The 18,715-nt window shown below is 46.5% G+C and carries 17 protein-coding genes; 5 read left to right on the forward strand and 12 right to left on the reverse strand.

Annotated elements, in window-relative coordinates; translation table 11 throughout:
- Positions 1-8: 8 nt before the first annotated feature.
- The 6 genes from AZI87_RS10060 to AZI87_RS10085 all read right to left on the reverse strand — a co-directional run bounded on the left by AZI87_RS10060 (position 9) and on the right by AZI87_RS10085 (position 5,444).
- Positions 9-755 (reverse strand): hypothetical protein, encoded by a 747-nt coding sequence (locus tag AZI87_RS10060; protein ID WP_063206404.1) that lies wholly within the window; start codon positions 753-755, stop codon positions 9-11.
- Between the two features lie 66 nt (positions 756-821).
- The gene (locus AZI87_RS10065; RefSeq protein WP_063206405.1) at positions 822-1,601 is read right to left on the reverse strand and encodes a hypothetical protein; all 780 of its coding nucleotides are present in this window, start codon (positions 1,599-1,601) and stop codon (positions 822-824) included.
- Between the two features lie 204 nt (positions 1,602-1,805).
- Complete coding sequence (locus tag AZI87_RS10070) at positions 1,806-2,273, reverse strand: actin-binding protein (RefSeq protein ID WP_253696639.1); 468 nt, start codon at positions 2,271-2,273, stop codon at positions 1,806-1,808.
- A gap of 63 nt (positions 2,274-2,336) precedes the next feature.
- Positions 2,337-2,660: a DUF4286 family protein gene (locus AZI87_RS10075; RefSeq protein WP_063206407.1), complete on the reverse strand. Its 324-nt coding sequence runs from the start codon at positions 2,658-2,660 to the stop codon at positions 2,337-2,339.
- A 10-nt stretch (positions 2,661-2,670) separates the two neighbouring features.
- Positions 2,671-4,008, reverse strand: a complete 1,338-nt coding sequence (locus AZI87_RS10080) for a TldD/PmbA family protein (protein ID WP_063206408.1) — start codon at positions 4,006-4,008, stop codon at positions 2,671-2,673.
- A gap of 11 nt (positions 4,009-4,019) precedes the next feature.
- Positions 4,020-5,444 (reverse strand): TldD/PmbA family protein, encoded by a 1,425-nt coding sequence (locus tag AZI87_RS10085; RefSeq protein WP_063206409.1) that lies wholly within the window; start codon positions 5,442-5,444, stop codon positions 4,020-4,022.
- A 218-nt stretch (positions 5,445-5,662) separates the two neighbouring features.
- On the opposite strand from AZI87_RS10085, the gene AZI87_RS10090 reads away from it, so the two are divergent.
- The 4 genes from AZI87_RS10090 to AZI87_RS10105 all read left to right on the forward strand — a co-directional run bounded on the left by AZI87_RS10090 (position 5,663) and on the right by AZI87_RS10105 (position 11,345).
- On the forward strand, positions 5,663-5,902 hold the full coding sequence (locus AZI87_RS10090) for a hypothetical protein (RefSeq protein ID WP_155722528.1): 240 nt from the start codon (positions 5,663-5,665) through the stop codon (positions 5,900-5,902).
- Positions 5,903-5,914: 12 nt separating this feature from the next.
- Positions 5,915-7,129, forward strand: a complete 1,215-nt coding sequence (gene epmA / locus AZI87_RS10095) for an EF-P lysine aminoacylase EpmA (RefSeq protein WP_253696641.1) — start codon at positions 5,915-5,917, stop codon at positions 7,127-7,129.
- A gap of 137 nt (positions 7,130-7,266) precedes the next feature.
- Positions 7,267-10,860: a tail fiber domain-containing protein gene (locus tag AZI87_RS10100; protein WP_063206411.1), complete on the forward strand. Its 3,594-nt coding sequence runs from the start codon at positions 7,267-7,269 to the stop codon at positions 10,858-10,860.
- A 179-nt stretch (positions 10,861-11,039) separates the two neighbouring features.
- Complete coding sequence (locus AZI87_RS10105; RefSeq protein WP_063206412.1) at positions 11,040-11,345, forward strand: hypothetical protein; 306 nt, start codon at positions 11,040-11,042, stop codon at positions 11,343-11,345.
- Between the two features lie 37 nt (positions 11,346-11,382).
- Here AZI87_RS10105 and AZI87_RS10110 read toward each other — a convergent pair whose 3' ends face one another.
- The 6 genes from AZI87_RS10110 to AZI87_RS10135 form a co-directional block, all read right to left on the reverse strand.
- The gene (locus AZI87_RS10110) at positions 11,383-11,673 is read right to left on the reverse strand and encodes an HU family DNA-binding protein (protein WP_063206413.1); all 291 of its coding nucleotides are present in this window, start codon (positions 11,671-11,673) and stop codon (positions 11,383-11,385) included.
- A gap of 95 nt (positions 11,674-11,768) precedes the next feature.
- The gene (locus AZI87_RS10115; protein WP_063206414.1) at positions 11,769-13,028 is read right to left on the reverse strand and encodes a glycosyltransferase family 4 protein; all 1,260 of its coding nucleotides are present in this window, start codon (positions 13,026-13,028) and stop codon (positions 11,769-11,771) included.
- A gap of 4 nt (positions 13,029-13,032) precedes the next feature.
- Positions 13,033-14,148: a hypothetical protein gene (locus AZI87_RS10120; protein WP_063206415.1), complete on the reverse strand. Its 1,116-nt coding sequence runs from the start codon at positions 14,146-14,148 to the stop codon at positions 13,033-13,035.
- Positions 14,136-14,597, reverse strand: a complete 462-nt coding sequence (gene mutT, locus AZI87_RS10125; protein WP_063206416.1) for an 8-oxo-dGTP diphosphatase MutT — start codon at positions 14,595-14,597, stop codon at positions 14,136-14,138. The genes AZI87_RS10120 and mutT overlap by 13 nt, the downstream gene beginning before the upstream one ends.
- Positions 14,584-15,567, reverse strand: coding sequence for a quinone-dependent dihydroorotate dehydrogenase (locus tag AZI87_RS10130; RefSeq protein ID WP_063206417.1), 984 nt, complete (start codon positions 15,565-15,567; stop codon positions 14,584-14,586). Before AZI87_RS10130 ends, mutT begins: the two co-directional genes overlap by 14 nt.
- Before the next feature lie 52 nt (positions 15,568-15,619).
- On the reverse strand, positions 15,620-16,894 hold the full coding sequence (locus tag AZI87_RS10135) for a Glu/Leu/Phe/Val family dehydrogenase (RefSeq protein ID WP_063206418.1): 1,275 nt from the start codon (positions 16,892-16,894) through the stop codon (positions 15,620-15,622).
- Positions 16,895-17,005: 111 nt separating this feature from the next.
- On the opposite strand from AZI87_RS10135, the gene AZI87_RS10140 reads away from it, so the two are divergent.
- A complete protein-coding gene (locus AZI87_RS10140) occupies positions 17,006-18,709 on the forward strand; it encodes an alpha/beta hydrolase (RefSeq protein ID WP_253696643.1) in 1,704 nt (567 codons plus the stop codon).
- The last annotated feature ends 6 nt before the right edge of the window (positions 18,710-18,715 follow it).

Here is an 18,715-nt window from a genome sequence, read left to right on the forward strand (position 1 = left end):
AGAACAAGCTAGATTCCCAATTCAGAATGACATTCGGAAATGACTTGCTTACGAGATTTTAAACCTCGTTCGCAGGAGCGCGTAAGTTCACGCAGAATTTTCAACTTTTCGTTATCCTGTTTCGCTGTTTCAATGCGATCTGAAAACGAAGTCGCCTCTTTAAGGACGGCAGTTTGAAGCTGCACTGCCAACGCGAGTTTTTGTGTAGCCGTCTCTGCATTGGCCGCTTCAATTTGCGAAAGAACATTACGGAAAGAAACGGGAAAAAGAGCCGAAAGCAAGCCGACTTCTTCTAGCTTCACTCGGAAAATAGGATCGGTAAAGGCGCGGGCGCCTTCGTTTTTATAGTAATGTACTAAGTACTGTGTGCGTTCATTCGTCAAACGCTCGCGATCCATGTAAGAAGGATTGCAAAGCACAGAACAAATCTCGGGCATATTTTTTTGCGCGACCGAAGAAGCTAATTCGTCAAAAAGATTTAACTCTGTCACATAGTTATGACCAATGTGAGTGAGTTCTCGTAGGTTGGGATTCACATCGGTATTTTTGCCTTCGCCCTCTAAGGGCAATGCCGGCATCATGGTCGCTTTGGCGACAGGCATTTTTTTAGACGACTTCAACGGCTCGGGGCGTGTGGCTTTACTCAGTTGATCAATGGCTAAGTAAGACAAAGCCGTAACGCTAAGAAGGGCGCAGGTGATCGCACCTAATACAAAGAACAAAACATATTTTAAAAGCCGTTTTACAAAGCGCATGGCATCTTGAACCTAACAGAACGGACGGGAGCTGTCAGCACAGACCACGACCTGCGTAGAGACTTTTTAGCTGGCAAAGACTTTCGAACAGCGCGGAAAGAATTTCTCCTCCGGCGAAAGGCGGTTCTTTTTAAAGTATTCAAACATGTCCTTGAAATAATCGTTGTAAAAAGGGTCCATCAAGCCGCCCGGCTTTGTGTTGTACTCCCAAGCGCTAGGGCCGATCTTATTGGCTTCAGTCACAAACATACGAAGCTTACCGTCTGTTGAGTAACCTTGAAACTTTTTAAACCATTCTTCAAGAGGCACGGGTCTGCCAATGAAGTTATCGACGGCATACCATCCCGCATGATCGCTGGCTTTCGCTATTGTGGTGACATGAAATTGCCAGTCAATCGTTCCCGTACGCATAGGCCCGACAACAAAAACTTTTTTGATAGAGTCTTTCGCAACACCATGACGAAGCAGTTCTAAGTGCGCATAGAGCGCGCGACCAAAACAAAATCCCACGATGCCGTTTGGATCATATTTTTTGCCTGCGCTGAAACCAGTGACTTCATTGCGATTAATTTTTTGAATGATACTTTGCGCTTGTTCTGAACTAATCCCATTCACACGATGTTTGGTGGTGGGCTTAAAGTTATTGATTTCTTCGATAAGGCGTCGGTTGTTTTCGGCAATATCCTGACCACTATAAAGCTCTTGACCGCGCATGGAATAAAGGTTGGCACGGACATCCATTTCATTCCAGCTAGCCGCCTGAGCACGGGTCGCATATGCCAAAGCAAACGCAATAGCGCAAAGATATAAGCCCTGTTTTTTAAGTCCCAAAGCCGCTTGTTTCATATGAATTCCCTAATACCCCAAATCAAAGCAATTCCTTTGCCGCAGGGAAGGGAGAAGAGCTGAAATTTAGGGGATTTAGAGGGGAAAGGGAGGCTAAGCTTTAAGCACAGGGACCATCTTCGGCGCCATTAAAAGGGTTTGGACCAATAAAAAAAGGAAGGCTTTCGGCCTTCCTTTTTCATCTTAGAATTCGCTAAAAAACGATTAAGCTTTTTTAGTCGTTTTCTTTGTTGTCTTGCGAGCAGCTGGTTTAGAAGCGGCTTTTTTAGTAGTCGCTTTTGCGGCTTTCTTCGTTGTTTTTTTCGAAGAAGATTTTTTCATCGTTTTGTTGAAAAGAGATTTTTCAAGCTTTGCTTTTTGAGCAACGGCTTTCTTTTTGTAAGCCGCGATGTTTTTTTCCAAATCATCGGCAGACTTTTTCAATTTCGCGATTGTTGTGTTCACTTCTTTTTCGATTTTCGCTTCTGAAGTGCTCAATACTTTCACGATCTCTTGATACTTCTTCCAAGCAAGTTCGATTTGCTCTTCTTTCTTTTGATCGAAAGTTTTTTTAAGCTCAGACTCTTTCTTTTTGATTTCGTCGTTCAGCTTTTGGAAGTTTTCTAGAAGGTTTTGAACGCCTTTGTTAGCAGAGATATTTTCCAAAATTTTTTGAAATGAAGCTGTAGCCACCAGAGTCTCCTTTGTTAAGACCTAACATACACCTCGAAGGGGCGAATTAAAAGCCCCTTGGGACTATTTTGACGTAAAATTAATAGTTTCTAACCAAACTTCGCGTTGAGCAGAAAACTGCCCTGGGAATTTCTCAAGACCCTTTTCGCGGGCTTTCATGGCGTATTCAGTCATGTAAACCTTCATCGCTTCTTCGTCTTTCATCGAATAGATGATCTTGATGTCTTTGCTGGAAGCTTCCAAATTTCCGCCCTTGCGTAGACATAGTTCGGCCCCCACAAAGCCTGGTAGCGCCAACATCTCTGGAATGTGTTCGTTTTTAAGCCAGTCTACGTACTCAGAATACACTTCGTGACGAACCATCACGTGAACAAGGTATTTAACCATCGAATAACCCCTACAAGGTGAATTTGAAGTCCTTGATTAGCATACCGGGAACCTTTTTTCCACCGAAAGCACGGCTTTCATAGGTCGAAACCATCGGATCGACAGCCTGGAAGTCGGTCACGGCCAAAAGATTTTCCCCTAAACAATCATAAAGGCTTTCATCAAAACGCAAATCCGCGATCGGAGCCACGATTTCGCCGTTTTCCACCCAGAAACACGCATAACGAGTCATGCCCGTAATTCGAGCATTCATTCTATCTGACCAGTTTAAGTAGTGAAGGTTGGAAAGGTAAAGGCCCGTGCCTAGTTCTTTTAAGATGTCTTGCTCTTTTAAAGAGCCCGGCAAAATCTCCATCGCACGTGGATATTCCCCGCCATCAGCTCCATTGGCTTCTACCGAATATTCTTTCGCCGAACGCGTGCTGGTCATAAAGCTTTGCAACTGACCTTGATGAATCACGTTCAAAGTTTCCGGAGCCAACTCTCCCAAGCCGTTAAATCGGTGAGTCAACCCCATGCCGAAGTTTTCACGTACGGAAAAGAGCGAAGATAAAGACTTCTCTTTATCCGCTAGTTTTTGCAAGGCGCTGTTACCTTGTTTGTAAGCCGAGAAGCTCAAAGCCCCCCAAGAAAACATCGAAGCCATTTCAGCCACGGCGCCTGGAGCAAGGTAAGTACGATAAGCCCCCGGAGCCAAAGTTTTCTTCGGACGATCCATCAGGCTGAGCTGATTTTTACTTTGCGCTAGATTTGCTTCAAATTCCTTCTGATTCCAATGAGTGCCAGCGTAGACTGACTTCACGGCTTTTTCGCCCAGGTAAAGCGAATAATCCATAAAGAAGTTTTCGGTCGCAAACCAATGACTTTGGCCTTTTGAGTTTTTGTTGGCAGAAATCAAAGGACCCGCACAGTAAAGACCCGCAAGGTCCACACCCGCAGCTGGTGCCGTGATAGCAGCAACAACAGCTTCTTCAGCCAGCAAGGCGCCTTTGAAAGTACTGTCGCTGACTCCATTATTCTTCAAAGGCACTTGATAAGGATCTTCGGGAAGAAGCGCGCACTCTTTGCGAGCTTCCGCCAACCATTGATCCGCGCGTTTTTTATCCTCGGTTTCATCACCGGTGATCGAGAAACTAAAAGAAGCCGTCTTGCCATCTTTTTGCAGAAGCAGACTTAAAGTTCTTTGTTCAACTGTCGTGTTTTGGCGAACCTTGCTTCCGTTAAAGCGAATGAAAACGGATTCCTCGGCGTGAAGATTTACGTTCGCTTCTTCTCCGGCTTGCAGGTTTCCAAGAATATAATCCGCGACGGTGTTGAAGGATTTTTTTGTGATTTCAGTAAAATTCATAAACAACCTTCCTAAGCGCCAAACACTTCAACGTTAGAGAACAAGCAATACGGAGTCGTGTGACCCACGCGAATCACTTGATTTGGTTCACCCTTACCGCAGAACGGAGATCCGTAAGTTTCCCGGTTTTCACTGACGGCTTTTAAACCATTCCAGAACTTCACGGTCGTGCCGCGATAATTTGGATTTTTCAACGTCTTCGTGATCTTTCCGTTTTCAATTAATTTGGCGTACTCGCAACCGAATTGGAATTTGTTGCGATAGTCATCAATCGACCAAGACTTATTGGCCATCATGAAAACGCCGCGTTCGATGGACGCAATCATATCTTGAAACTTGGTCGTTCCAGGTTCTAAGTTGATATTCGCCATACGATCAATCGGCGCACGATTCCAAGAAGAAGAGCGGAAGTTCGCAACCCCTGGAAGATTCAAACGTGCTTGAGATTCCAAACCACCCAATCCACGAACAAGCACGCCGTCTTTGATCAAGAATTCTTTCGTTGCTTTCAAACCAGAATCGTCGAAGGCATAGGAAGCCATCGCATCCGCAATCGTCGGATCGAAAGTCACGTTCATTAGTTTTGAACCGTACTGAAGGTTTCCGAAGTCTTCAGGCTTTACGAAGCTCCAACCAGCATAGTTGCGCTCATCACCCAAGATGCGATCGTATTCAAGTGGATGACCAATAGACTCATGCACTTGCAAAGTCATTTGATCCGGAGCCAAAAGCAAATCCATCGCTTCATCAGGACAGTTGTCAGCAGAAAGAAGTTCTAAAGACTCTTCCGCAATACGTTTGCTGCGAGCCAAGATGTCGGCGCGATTGAAAACTTCTGCTCCCACTTGGAAACAACGGGCCAGACCGCCGTTATCAGAACGAGTTTGTGTTTCTCCAGGCCCGCCTGATGTCGCAGAAAAGTCCGTGCTGACGATAGAAAAGTTTTGCTGGACCTCAGAGCCGGAAGAGTTCACGACGTGGAAAGAAGTTTCCACAATCATCGTCCCTGCAGAACGGCTGATGATTTTGTCAGACACTTTCATCGCCTTAGTCGCGTCCACGAAAATATCGGTAATTTCTTTTGCCGACAAAGAGTCAATCGGGCGAATCACCGGAGAAGAATAAATACCTTTAGCTTGAGGACGTTGAGCCGTCGTGAAGTTATGAACTTTCTGTGAGGATCCCGATTTTGCCATTGCGATGGCTTTGCCTAGAGCTCTTTTGATACCAGACTCCGTAAGATCACTTGTACCAGCAAAACCGAAATGACCATTTACCAAAACTTCGACCATCACACCTTGATCAAAGTAGACAGAATTGCCGTCGATTTTTTCATCGCGGACACGACGGTGTGTGGTTTTTTCAGTGACGTGACGTAAACTGACCCAGTCCGCATCGGACTTCACCTGGTTGAGGGTTCTTTGCAAATCGAGCATTATGAGCTCCTTTCCTCAATGTAATTCAACAGTTGAAATAATTGATGCTACTTGAAAAAACAATCCTGAAACGTCCGATTGTTAAAAGTCGCACTGAGTAATACCGAGGGAAAGCCTCGCAGGACTTGGTAGCAAAAAATCCTGGCAAGCGCTTTGCTTTATACATCTGGCAGGAGGGAGCTGGTGTCATTAAGACCCAGCAAAAAAAGGCGAAGTTTATGAGAATCGTTCTAGCACTTCTATCCACAATGATGATCGCGATGTTTACTTACCTTGTACCGGCTCATGCGGCAGTTTCTGCCGTTCCATCTTGCACGATGGCGAGCGAAGGGATTTTTCAAGGGACTTGGGTGAAACACCGAATTTACGTGAATGAAGATGTAGTTTACGGTGCAAACGATATGAATTCGATCCTATCCCAACTTGAAAACTTGCGCAGCGAGGGCCTTTGCCGCTAAAGTGGCAGGGCTTTGACAAGAAAAGACTATCTCAACCTTATTTGGAAATCTTATCCCGCGATGCCGTCTGAAGCTCAGGCGGCCGGGCGAATCTACAAGATCGAAAAAGACGGGGAGTCGCTCAAGCTGACTCTGTCCCGCGATAATAAATTCCATAAAATTGAATTTGCCAAAGCCCCCGAACATTCAGAATTTTTGCTCGAAGGGGATTTGGTCGCCGTCGTATCGGCCACGCAAATCGTGCTTTTAGCTCCGCAAAAATCACCTCTACCGAAGCGAACTTTCAATAAGAACCTGCTGGCAAGTTGGTCTGAATACCTGCAAGGTATTAAGGACTTTTTCACTCAGGAAGAGTTTTTGGAACTAAAAACTCCCTCTCTAGTAACCTGTCCCGGTACCGAACCCAGCCTGGATGTTTTTTCGACTGTTTTGCAAGTCGGATCCCGTAAAGAGAAACTGTACCTTCCTACCAGTCCTGAGCTTCATTTGAAAAAAGCTTTAGCCTTAGGGGCTGAAAAGGTTTTCGAAATCGCGCCTTGTTATCGCAATGGTGAAATCACCGAAAGACACCAGCCCGAATTTTTAATGCTGGAGTGGTATCGTGCTTATGACAATCTTTCCACGATTAAAAAAGACGTGGAAAAGCTGGTGGTTTTTCTAGCAAAAAAATTAAAAGTCGAAGCGCCAAAAAAAGTGCGCAGCGTGAGCATCGCGGAGCTTTTTAAGCACTATTGTGACTTTGATTTAAAGCCAGACACGACGAAAGAAGAACTTAAATCTCTCGCGGCAAAGCTTGGCGTTGATGTGCGAAGTGCCGAAAGTATCGACGACTATTTCTTCCTTATCTTTATGGAAAAAATTGAGTCGGTGTTGCCACCGGATGAGCTTATCTTCGTCGAAAAATATCCTCCTTATCAGGCCGCTTTAGCCCGTCTCACGGAAGACGGCTGGGGGGATCGCTTTGAGGTGTATTGGAAGGGATTAGAACTTGCCAATGCCTTTCATGAACTTAACGACCCAGGCATTCAGCGCCTGCGCTCGAACGAGGATCTTGAAAAAAAGAAGAACATGGGGAAAGAAGTCGTGACTCTGGATGAAGAGTTCTTTCAGTGCTTAGAAGCAGGGATGCCGCCTTCGGGGGGAATCGCCTTAGGTCTAGAAAGACTTTTCATGGCATTGATCGGCCTCTCTGACATCACAAATGTTAGGGTCTTTTCAAAATCGTAAGATTCAAATCGGCTTTACGAGCTGCTTAACAAAGTCCGTTTCATCATGAGATTCACGCGGAACTTTGTGGAGTATTATCATATTATAGTTAAGAAAAAATCGTAAGGGGTGCTGAGGACTGTTCCGAAAAGTGTATCATGGAACAGCAAACGGTACGTAAAGGATTGTTTTTCTTTGCGCTTTTGTTTTTATCAAAAGCGGTCGCGACGCCCACGACTTTGAATTATCAAGGTCGCATTCTTAAGTCTGACGGAACGCCGTTAGAATATAACAACGTGAGCTTTGCATTTGAAATCACGAATGTCTCTGGAACTTGTGTCTATTATCGTGAACAGCGTAATGCCGTGAATATGCAAGGTTCGAAGGGTGTCTTCGATATTCCTATCGGTGAAGGTACAAAACTTTTTCCAACAACAGCCAGTTATTCTTTAAGGGACGCTTTCAACAATTCCGTCACACATGATTGTGATGGCGGTACGACTTATACGCCTTCTTTAGATGAAGTGCGTGTCTTGCGCGTACAATTTCATGATGGCGCTGGCTGGAAGGCGATTACTCCCAACAACACGATTCGCTCCGTGCCTTTTGCGAACTATTCTTATTCCGCAGCGAAGCTCGGCGACAAGCTTCCTTCGGACTTCGTTTTAAAAACCAGTGTGACCTCGTGTCTGCCGGGACAGTACCTGACCTTTGATGGCGCCAGCTTCGCCTGTCAGAATGATGCCGGGGGAGCAGGCATGGTTTCTGACGTCAACGTCACCGCTCCGCTCACCAAAGGCGGAACGGCTTCGATTCCTGTGCTTGGTATTTCCGTGGGTACGACGGCAGGAACCGTCGCCGCCGGGAATGATGCGCGCTTCACAGATGCACGTCCTCCGACGGGGTCCGCAGGTGGAGATCTTGGTGGCGCTTATCCAAATCCTTCTGTCGTAAAACTTCAAGGCGTGACTGTTTCTTCTGCTGCGCCAACGTCAGGACATTTTTTAAAGTATGACGGCTCCCAGTGGTTGAGTTCCGCAGTGGCGATTTCAGATGTGACGAATTTGTCTTCGACGTTGAGCACGTATATGACGACGGCGGCCTTCAACACCGCCGTGGGAAGCGGGAACTGTGCGGCTTATCAAACGCCGTATTGGAATTCTGTTTCAGGATCTTTTCAATGTCAGTCGATCAATGTTTCGGTCGCCGGTGACGTGAGCGGAAGCATTGGAGCTGTCAGCGTGAATAAGATCAAAGGCGTGGATGTTGATACAACGGGTTTAACTGCGGGCCAGGTGTTGAAGTATGACGGAACGAAGTGGGCCCCCGCGAGTGATTCGAATGCAGGCGGGACCGTTACGAATATTGCGACAGGCACAGGTTTGAATGGTGGCCCGATTACTTCGACGGGTACTATTTCTCTTGCGAACACGGCAGTGTCTGCCGGATCTTATACGCGTGCGAATATCACCGTCGATGCTCAAGGTCGTTTGACAGCCGCCGCTAACGGAGCCGCAGTGAATCTTGCAACGGATGTCACGGGGACTTTGCCGATTGCAAATGGCGGCACGGGACAAACAACAGCGGTGGCGGCGTTTAATGCGCTTTCTCCTTTGACGGCAAAAGGGGATGTTGTTGTTAACGACGGAACGAATGATATTCGTCTTGCCGTAGGTACGAATGGCCAAGTTCTTTCTGCGAATTCAGCGCAGCCTTCGGGACTTCAATGGGTGACACCGACAAATGGAACTGTGACGAATGTCACGGGAACGGCTCCGATCGTTGTTGCAACAGGATCGTCGACACCTGCGATTTCAATTACTGATGCATCGACCTCTGCAAAAGGAGCGGTGCAAGTCGGAGCTGGTATCGCGGTTTCATCTGGAACTATCAGCGCGGATCCTGCGAACTTTCCTTCCGCTGTTCCTGTGAGTAAAGGCGGTACGGGCGTAACATCGCTGACCGCAAATCGTCTTATCGCTTCGAACGGGACGGGCGCGGCTTTGACAACATTTAGCTGCGCGGTCGGACAGCTTGTCAGTTTCGATGCGACGGGATTGATGACCTGTTCGTCATTCACGACCGGCTCGGTTTTCCTGAATGGAGGAAACAGTTTCGGAGCCGCAGCGACATTGGGAACGAACGATGCTTACAATCTCGCTTTTGAAACGGGCAATACCGAACGCATGACAATCAAGAGCGATGGGAACGTCGGTATCGGTGTGACAAATCCCACGGCGAATTTACATGTTTCAGGGGCGAGCGCGGTGGCGCGTGTTTCGGCCAGTGGTTTAAACGAAGACGCAACTCTACAAATCAATAATGGCGCTGAAAATACGGGCTTTGCGCTGACTCGTTCAGACACGAACAATGCTTTGCAAATCAACTATGAGTCACCGATTGGCACCGTTTCGAAACAAGCGATGTCCATTGCGAGTACGGGATATGTGGGTATTGGAACTTCGACGCCAACTTCGGGTCTGACCTTGGTGAACAATGCTGTGGGCGACGCGAATGATGATATCAATATTCAGACCTATTCCGACACGAATACGCCATCATTGATCTTAACAAGATACCGTGGCAACGCGACGACACCGACGCCCCTGGCTTTAGGAAATATCGGAAGTCTTTTGGTTCGCGGTTACAATGGTTCGGCTCTTATGGAAGCGGGAAGTATTCGTTTCGCGGCAGAGGAAGCCTGGAACGCCACGACGACAACCAACAATGCCGCTTTGACTTTCCATAGTGCTACGGATGGAAGTTCGACGGAAAAAATGCGAATCGCTTCTAGTGGAAACGTCGGTATTGGTCTCACCGCGCCTTTAGCCACTTTGCATGTCGGCGGCAATATAAAGCTGGGCCCTGTTAATCCCGCAAATACCGGGACACTGCCAAACTACGGAAACTTTCTGTATTTCCACGGCGGACCCGCGCCCGCAACTTCAGACAGTGATGTCACCGATCCTCTTTGGATGGCTCGTTATAATATTGCGGCCGATCAATCCGAGCTGCGTGTGAATTTCTCGGATAACAATCAAGTTCAGGATGCTTTCTCTGTTGGTTACACGAGTGCTGGCGTTTTCAATCAATTGCTGCGTGTGCAAGGTGATGGTAAGGTGGGAATTGGTGATGCGACTCCCTCATTCAAACTCGATGTTGCCGGGGAAATCGCCGCTCGTAATGGTCCGGGCACTGTGATTTACATGGGCGGTGACGCAAGTGCGGATCTTGAAATCGGAACGACAAGCACGGCGCAGAACTCGCTTGTATTTTACAATCGTGGTGGTGGTTACGCGATGGACATTCAAGCACGTAATATTACGTATGCGGGATCACTCAATCCTTCGGATCGCCGTTTGAAGAAAGACATTCAGCCTTTGCATTTTTCCCTCGAAAAAATCTTGAAAGTCGAAGGGGTGAGTTACTACTGGAAAGAGCCGCTCCAGTATTCCGAAGGCTTGCAACGCGGAGTGATCGCTCAACAAGTGGAAGAGATTTATCCTGATCTTGTAAAGACGGATAAAAAGGGTCTGAAAAAAGTGAACTACTTGGGCTTTATTTCGCCGATGATTGAAGCGCTCAAAGAATTTTATGCTCTTTGGTACAACGACAGCCAAGAGTTGCACAAAGAACTGGACGAACAAAAAAGAAAAATGGCTTCACTTGAAGAGACGAATAAAAAATTAGAAGAGCAGAATAAAGCCTTGGAAAAACGCCTGCAAATAATTGAATCCAAGCTCGGAAAGTAAAAAAGGTACTGATTTCGCTCTCCATTCGCGAGGTCCCCGAGACTTTTTCACAGTCGTTCTTGGAAATTCCACGGTTTAAACCGGTAAAAATAACAAACAACGAAAACCTGACTTTGAAAGCCGGGTTTTCTTCTATAAAACCTCAGCATCCTTAATAAAAACGCTAAGAGGTTCATTTGATGAAAAAGCTGATCGTCGCTTTATTAGTTCTATCTGCAACTCCTGCTTTCGCTGGAAAAATGAAAGCTATCTGGGAAATGACGAATGAAAGCGTCTTGTCTGAGTTGGGCTTTGATGAAGGTATCGTGGCTATCGAAGGTCACAAGTTCTTGCAAATTCCGAATGCGGATTTAGCAGTGCAAACTCAAGTGCGTGGTTACTACCGCACTCGTGGCGAAGTGCCTCTTTTTTCATGTGTTACTTATTTTGCAAAGTTTGAAAGCTTCTATGAAGTGACTCACACCGAGTGTGAAAAAGCGAAGTAATCAGGAATAAAAAAAGGGGCTTTAAAGCCCCTTTTATTTAGCCTTTTTTAGGCCCGTTATTGATATCTTCTTTGAGTTCTTTTCCGACTTTAAAGAACGGAAGTTTCTTTTCTTCCACGTTGATGATTTCACCTGTGCGCGGATTGCGTCCTTTATAGGCCCCATATTGGCGATTCACAAATGAACCAAAACCACGGATTTCAATACGGTCATCACGCATCAATGCTTCAACCATAGAGTCAAAAATGGTGTTCACAACCGTCTCGGCTTTAACACGGGTGATACCCGCTTTTTCAGAAATCAAATTAATCAAATCCGCTTTTGTCATCGTCGGCTTTCCTAAAGGGCTCAGCTTAAAGTATTGATAACACTCTCGATTATACAGATCTGAAGTGCTGTGACATCAAAATTCAAGCATTTAACTCAATGCTTCTTATACAGACCCGTATTGATCAGGATTTTACGATAGGCATCAAGCGTCGCCTGGACCATTTTAGGCGTGTCAAAAAGGTCGACTACTTTTTGGCGTGCTCGATCGCCGATCTCGTCAGCAGGCATGGTTCCAGAGAAAATTTCGACCAAAAGATTACTCATGGAGTCCACATCAGCAGGGCGAAGTAAAAATCCATCGCGACCATCTTCAATAATGTTGGCAATCGGGGACACTTCTGAACCCAAAACCACCTTTTTTTGCGCCATGGCCTCTAAAGTCGTCGGTTCAAAGCCTGTCGTTCTAGACCCCATGTTGATGAAAACGTCACCTAAAACAATGTAGTCTTCGATCTCAGCGGCAGGAACGGCCCCCGGCATGACCACGCGATTTCCTAAAGCGTGATTCAAAACCTGGTACTCGATGTCTTTAAATTTGGGACCATTGCCGATGACGATTAAATAGCTGTTGGGCTTTTTAATCGCGACCTTTTCGAAGGCCTTTAAAAGAGGTGTTAATTCTTGGGCTTGCGTCATGTCTGACAAAGTCACCGCGACATGGGCATTTTCAGGAATTCCCAATTTTTTACGAAGCTCGTAAGACTTTTCTTTCGGCGTCAGGTCACCCAGTTCGATTCCATAGGGAACGGTGTAGGTGTGGAAATCCGGATAGAGATAATATCTTTCCAGAATAATTCTTTGCTCGGGATTCGTGACGAAAATTCCATCGGCCGTAGAAAGTAAACGGCGATCGCCGCCATAGTACGTCGTAAGGAATTTATAAGTCGTCGCGATAGCTGTTGAAAGCATGCTTCCCAACGTGTCCTGTTTCATCGCTCGGATCGCAAAAAGCTGAGACATCTGAGTCGCTTCAACGTCATAGGCCACGGCGACTTTCAAATCGTCTTTGCGGCTGCCAATGCGGTAACCTGATTTATCAATGCTATGAACCAAATGAAACGGATCTTCTTTATGAAGCTGCATGAAGCGTTGGCGAACCGCCATTTGAAAGCTCATGTGCGAAAGGTTTTTAGCGCCTTCATGCAAGAAGAACACGCGAACACCATCGCGCACCACTTCGGGTTTTTTAAGAGGAGAACTTGCCGCTAAAACAGTGACCTTATGGCCTTCTTTAGCGAGACCTCGGGCGATAGGCCATAAAAAACCATGATCTGTCGCTCGACTTAAAATCGGAAAACGATGCGAAGTCAGACAGATATTTAAGGTTTCAGGCAAACGAGGTTTGTTGAGCATAAGCTCATCTTAAATGATTTAAAGCCCTATTGTACAGACGATTGAGTTCATTCAATGATGAATCAATCAAGTGACGGTCTTCAGCTAGCTGTTCAGACAGACTTTCAGGGACACGCAGGTGCGGTTTCGATAACAGCTTCACAAGATCCGCATGGATATGGTCGTGGTTTAAGATCCAGCAATTCACCGTGTTCTTCCAAAGATCTGAATGCACGCTGGACTGTTTAGAGTCCAGAATCAAAACCGCGCGGGAATGAATGGCTTTCATATAGAAATCCGTCATTTCAATCGGTGTAAAACCTTGGCCAGCAAGCATAACGGCCGTACTTTTTTCTAGAAGTTGACGGCCCGCCTGAGGACTCAGGCTTCCTGTCACTGTCCAGTTGTGCCCGCATTGGAATTCATCCATCCAAGCGGCAAACTTTTTGCGATCTCGAAGGCTCCAGTGAGAATAACTTCCCCAAAGAACGACTTTGTACTTTTGAGCCAAGGTGCGAATGCGCACAAAGTTTTCCGCTTCCGGATCAAAGTGAGTTTCGCGAAAAGGAATCACCACGTAGGGTCTGGCTTCAAGCGCGTGGAAAAACTGCTCTTCAATGTCCTCTTGAAATGCGGTGACAGCGAAGTCTGATTTTAAATCAAGAACGGGAGGTAAAATTCCTCGTCCTTGACGTGGGGAGCGCACATTCAATCCGCGCAATTGCCCCAAAGCTTCAACCGTGGGACATGTGATGATGTCGCTTTCTTCAACCAAGTAGCGAACGGGATTGCGGCGACTTAAACCGCGACGAATGTTTAATAAAGAGGTCGTAAGAACACAGGACGGATGAGATTTCGCAAATGTCGATAGAATCATCTGCGCCGGGTTCATTTGATCTTCGTCTAAAAGGACATGCAGGATTTGCGGGTGCAGCCCAAAAAGGCCGGGAATAATGCGAAACCCTTCCAGCACACTCCAGCTTTTGAAATATCCCATGAATTCGATGCCGGTTGTATCTTCCGGGGGAACTTCACCATGACTCGTAAGCAGAACCACTTCATGTTGCTGACTTTTTAAAGCTTGCGCCAGCTGCCACGAAGTTGCGTTCACATGTTTGCTTACGAGGATTATTTTCGCCATTCAAGTCCTAAAGCTTTGTAGATCTTGTGCAGGATCTTGCGGTTGGCCTCGGGAATGTTGCGATGTTTGAGCTCTTCGGGGTGAATCCACTCTAACATCATATGGTGCTTAGCCCGAGGTTCGCCCTTCCAGTATAGGATTTCATAAAATAATATGAGAATCCCTACATCTCCATAAGAGTGTGTACAAGCAAGTTTCAGTTCGCCCACTTCGGCTTCAATGCCCAATTCTTCATTGAGCTCGCGCGAAAGAGCGTCTTCCGGTGTCTCACCATTTTCGATTTTGCCACCAGGGAATTCCCACTGACCAGCCAAGGAGTTATTTTCGGGACGTTGACCGACCAAGATTTTGCCATCTTTACGCAAAAAACCCGCGACTACAGGAATCCAATGACCTTTGCGGATCTTGGATTTTTTGGGTTTAGTTTCGATAGCGCTATCGTCCGTCATTATACCTTCTAGCTACATCATGGAAAAAGTTCGGTCCATGAAACACAAGTGCACTATAAATTTGAACAAGATCTGCGCCCATTTGCAATCTTTCAAAGACATCTTCCGGAGTTAAAATGCCCCCAACGCTGACCAAAAGCAGACCTTCGCGCTTTTTGCCTAAACTTTCAACAGCCACTTTCAAAGCGCGTTGAGACAGATCTTTTAAAGGTGCGCCTGAAAGGCCCCCTTCTTCAGGGAAGTGACAGCCGGCAGGACGGGAAAGAGTCGTGTTTGTTAGCACAAAGCCATCGACACCCAAATCCTGACAATTCAAAACTGTTTCGGCCAAAGCCTCATCCCCCATATCCGGTGACAGTTTCACTAGCACGGGAGTAGGTTCAAAATGGGAAACACGGTCGACGATAGGCCCGATTAAAGAGCGCAGATTTTCTTTATTCTGAAGTTCTCGAAGACCCTTTGTATTGGGGCTCGAGATATTCACAACAAAAGCATCTGCAAATGGACGAAATTTATCTACTAAAAACAGATAATCCAAAACCGCTTGGTTGTTGGGAGTGTAACGGTTCTTCCCGATGTTCACAAAGATCGGCGTGCGATAGTTTGGAGCATAATAAGTCAGGTTATAGAAAGTCTCTTCCGCACCTTCGCTTGGAAAACCCATCTTATTCCACATCGCCTGAAGCTTCACATCGCGGTCTAAAATTTTACCGGGATTCGGTGTTTGGGGAAGAGGAGTCACTGTCCCCACCTCGACGAAACCACAGCCCAACGACCACCATTCTTTCAGGTGTTCTGCGTTTTTATCTACGCCGCCAGCAATGCCCAGAGGATTTTTAAAATGAAGATCACGCCAGGTGAAGCTTTTCCATTCGGGCGTTTTTCTTCCGTGAATCAAAGAGTAGAGAGGTAAGCCCCAAGAGCTCAGGTCGTGAGCCCATTGGGGTGGTAAGAGCATCCAAGGCTTCATCGAGAGCCTCGCGCAGAAGGTGGAGCGGCCGGAGCCGCGCAACCGAACTTAATCATCTAGGATATAGGCCTCTTAGAAGCATCGCTTTTTCAAGACGTTGAACAGAAACCGCCATGGCAGCAGATCTCATATCAATGTTTTTCTCTTTAGAAAGAGCGTAACCTTTGTCGAAAGCTTTTGTGATGATACCTTTCAAACGGCCATTCACTTCTTCTTCGTCCCAGAAGAACGACATGATGTCTTGAACCCATTCGAAGTAAGAAACGATCACACCGCCACCGTTCGCGATCACGTCTGGAGCGATGAAGACACCGCGCTTATGAAGGATTTTTGTCGCTGCATTTGTTACAGGACCGTTGGCACCTTCACAGATGATTTTCGCTTGGATTTTTTCTGCATTGTGAGTGTCGATTTGGTTTTCAAGAGCGCAAGGGAAGAGAGCATCACACTTCACCTCAAGCAATTCTTCATTGCTGATAGGTTGAGCTTTTGGATAGCCCTTCAAGAACTTGTGAGCTTTTACGTATTCCATCACTTCAGGGATATCAAGGCCATCGCCGTTGTAGATACCACCAGAAACGTCAGATACAGCCACGATGCGAGCGCCACGTTCGTGAGCGAACTTCGCCGCGAAAGAACCTACGTTACCGAAGCCTTGAATTGCGATAGAGGCACCATTCATTTTCATGCCGCACACTTCGAAAGCTTTTTCAGCGACATAAACCACACCCAAACCTGTTGCGTGGTTGCGACCCAAAGATCCACCGATCTCAACAGGTTTACCCGTCACAACGCCAGGTTGTGCGAAGCCACCTTGCTCTTGAGAGTAAGTGTCCATGAACCAAGCCATTGTTTGGGGATCAGTTCCCACGTCTGGAGCAGGGATGTCTTTAGTGGGTCCTACGAAAGGCCCAATTTCAGAAGCATAACGACGAGTCAGATTTTGTTTTTCAGTGCGAGAAAGTTTTGTTGGATCAACAGTGATACCACCTTTTGCACCACCCAAAGGAAGACCTAATACCGAGTTTTTGAAAGTCATCAAAGCCGCAAGGCCGACAACTTCAGAAAGGTCTACGTTTTGATGATAGCGGATACCACCCTTGTAAGGGCCCAAAGTCGGAGAGTACTGAACGCGGTACCCAGTGAAAACTTTTACGCTGTAGTCGTCCATGCGAACGGGAACGGAAACTGTGATCGCGCGACGAGGACGTTTCAAGCGCTCTAGTACGTTAGGGTCACAGTTGATAATTTTTGCCGCTTCTTCGAGAGTTTGAATGGCGTTTCTGAAAAGAGGCCCATCATAAAGGGGCTCTATCTTGTGTTCCATGATTTGTGTCTCCTTAAAAATACACTCGCCAGAGTCTAATGAAGCAAATACTCAAAGTCACTCCGGAAAAAGGAGATGACTCAGTGGTTCTTTTTGGCCACAATCAGGCCTATGCTTCGGTCTTGTTTTAGTCTTCTTGGTGTCGCTATTTTCGCCCTTCCGGTCTTTGCCAATAGTCCGCAACGCGCTTTCATGGAGCAGTTCAATAGCTCACGCATTGAATTCCCCTCCGAAACCGCGCCGATTCTGACTGACGCATCTGGGCAGTATCCTGAACCTCTGAATTTTGTCTTTAACAACATTGTGAGTTGGATCCCTCGCGGGGAACCAAAGCTCTTTAGTGCCATGTGCAATCCGGATGTTTGGGGGCAGCGTCTGAAGGATCCACGCCTGAAAAACTCCTTGCAGCTGCAAGGAGCGTTGATTCAGAAGTACTTTCAAGATTGCCGCGCCGAGCTTGAGACGGGTGACAATAGTTATTTCGCAAACATGAGCATGCTAACGATGAAGTACGATCCGTTCGGGCATCCGTTTCTTCGCCGTGTGGTTTTAAATCTGCCGGGCAATGTGAAGCTCAAAGGTCTTTTGGGTTTAAAAGGGGATTTTAAAAGACGTCCGTTGGTGGTTATTCGTTTAGGGATTTTTGCTAACAGTGAGGATTTCAAGGCGGAGCGTGCTTGGATGATGATGCTTTTTGAACAGTCTCCATTCAATGTTCTTCTGCTGGAAAACATGTCCAGTGGTCAGTTTGTCGCCAATAACAATCAGTTCTCGTTCGGTGGTTACGACGAAGGCATTCAGAATATTTTGCTCGCGAAACTTTTGAACGACAATAACGAGCCTTTGTCCCAACTTGTAGATTCAGTTCATTTCTTTGGTATCAGCTTGGGTGGGCACGGCGTTTTGTTCGCATCGCTTTTGAATAAGTTCAATTCGTCATCACGTCCATTGATTCAAAGTTTTACGGCACTGTGCCCGGTTGTTGATTTGAATGCGACAATGCTCAGTCTAACAAACAGTGGGGTGAAATCGGCGTTTGTAGACCTGTGGGGACGCCAGCGTTTGAGCGCTTTGGGTACGAAGATGCCGGCTCTGGTCAGCTACGAAAGCTTTTCCTTTTTATCCACCGCGATCACTGAGGTGGCGCGCACTTACAAAGGCGGGTTGTCTTATATTTCGAGTGTGAAGCTTCCGCCAGGAATGAAGGATGGACCGGATTTTTGGGAACTCAATAACTTCTGGAAATTTTATAAAAATGTCGAGCAGCCCGTATTGATCTATGCCACCGAACAGGACCCAGCAGTGCCGTTCAATATCAATTCTCAACGTCTTCAAAATAAAGACATTAAAGTCGACAGTAAAAATATTCGTGTGGTGGATTTGCCTCAAGGGATTCATTGCTCGTTGCCAATCACCTATGACTGGGTGGCTTTAACGACACTTCTTCAGTCGCAGATTCTTTCGCATTCGCCGAACTTTAAGATGGTGGAAAAATCTCTTTCTATCGAATTGACGGATGATGAATGGAAGGGCTTTTTCGACAAGGGTTCTTCCGTGAAATTCACGGTGGAAGAACCCGGTAAAAAATCGGGATTTGCAACTGTCGAGCTTGAGCTTGAAAATGCCGCTGGCAAAGAAAAGACGATGAATTTAAGTCTGCCGCTTTCTCAATTTGATTTCCGCTTTCTGAATAAAGAATTGAGTGCGTCAGAACAGGAAATGATTGTGCGTTGGTTGAATCAAAATCTGCGCTTTACTTTGGATACGACAACGGGAAAAGCAATTCTTAAAGCTTCTTGGCCGGTGGCTCAATAGCTGTTT

Origin of the sequence: Bdellovibrio bacteriovorus, assembly GCF_001592745.1 — a bacterium.
Taxonomy (GTDB): domain Bacteria; phylum Bdellovibrionota; class Bdellovibrionia; order Bdellovibrionales; family Bdellovibrionaceae; genus Bdellovibrio; species Bdellovibrio bacteriovorus_B.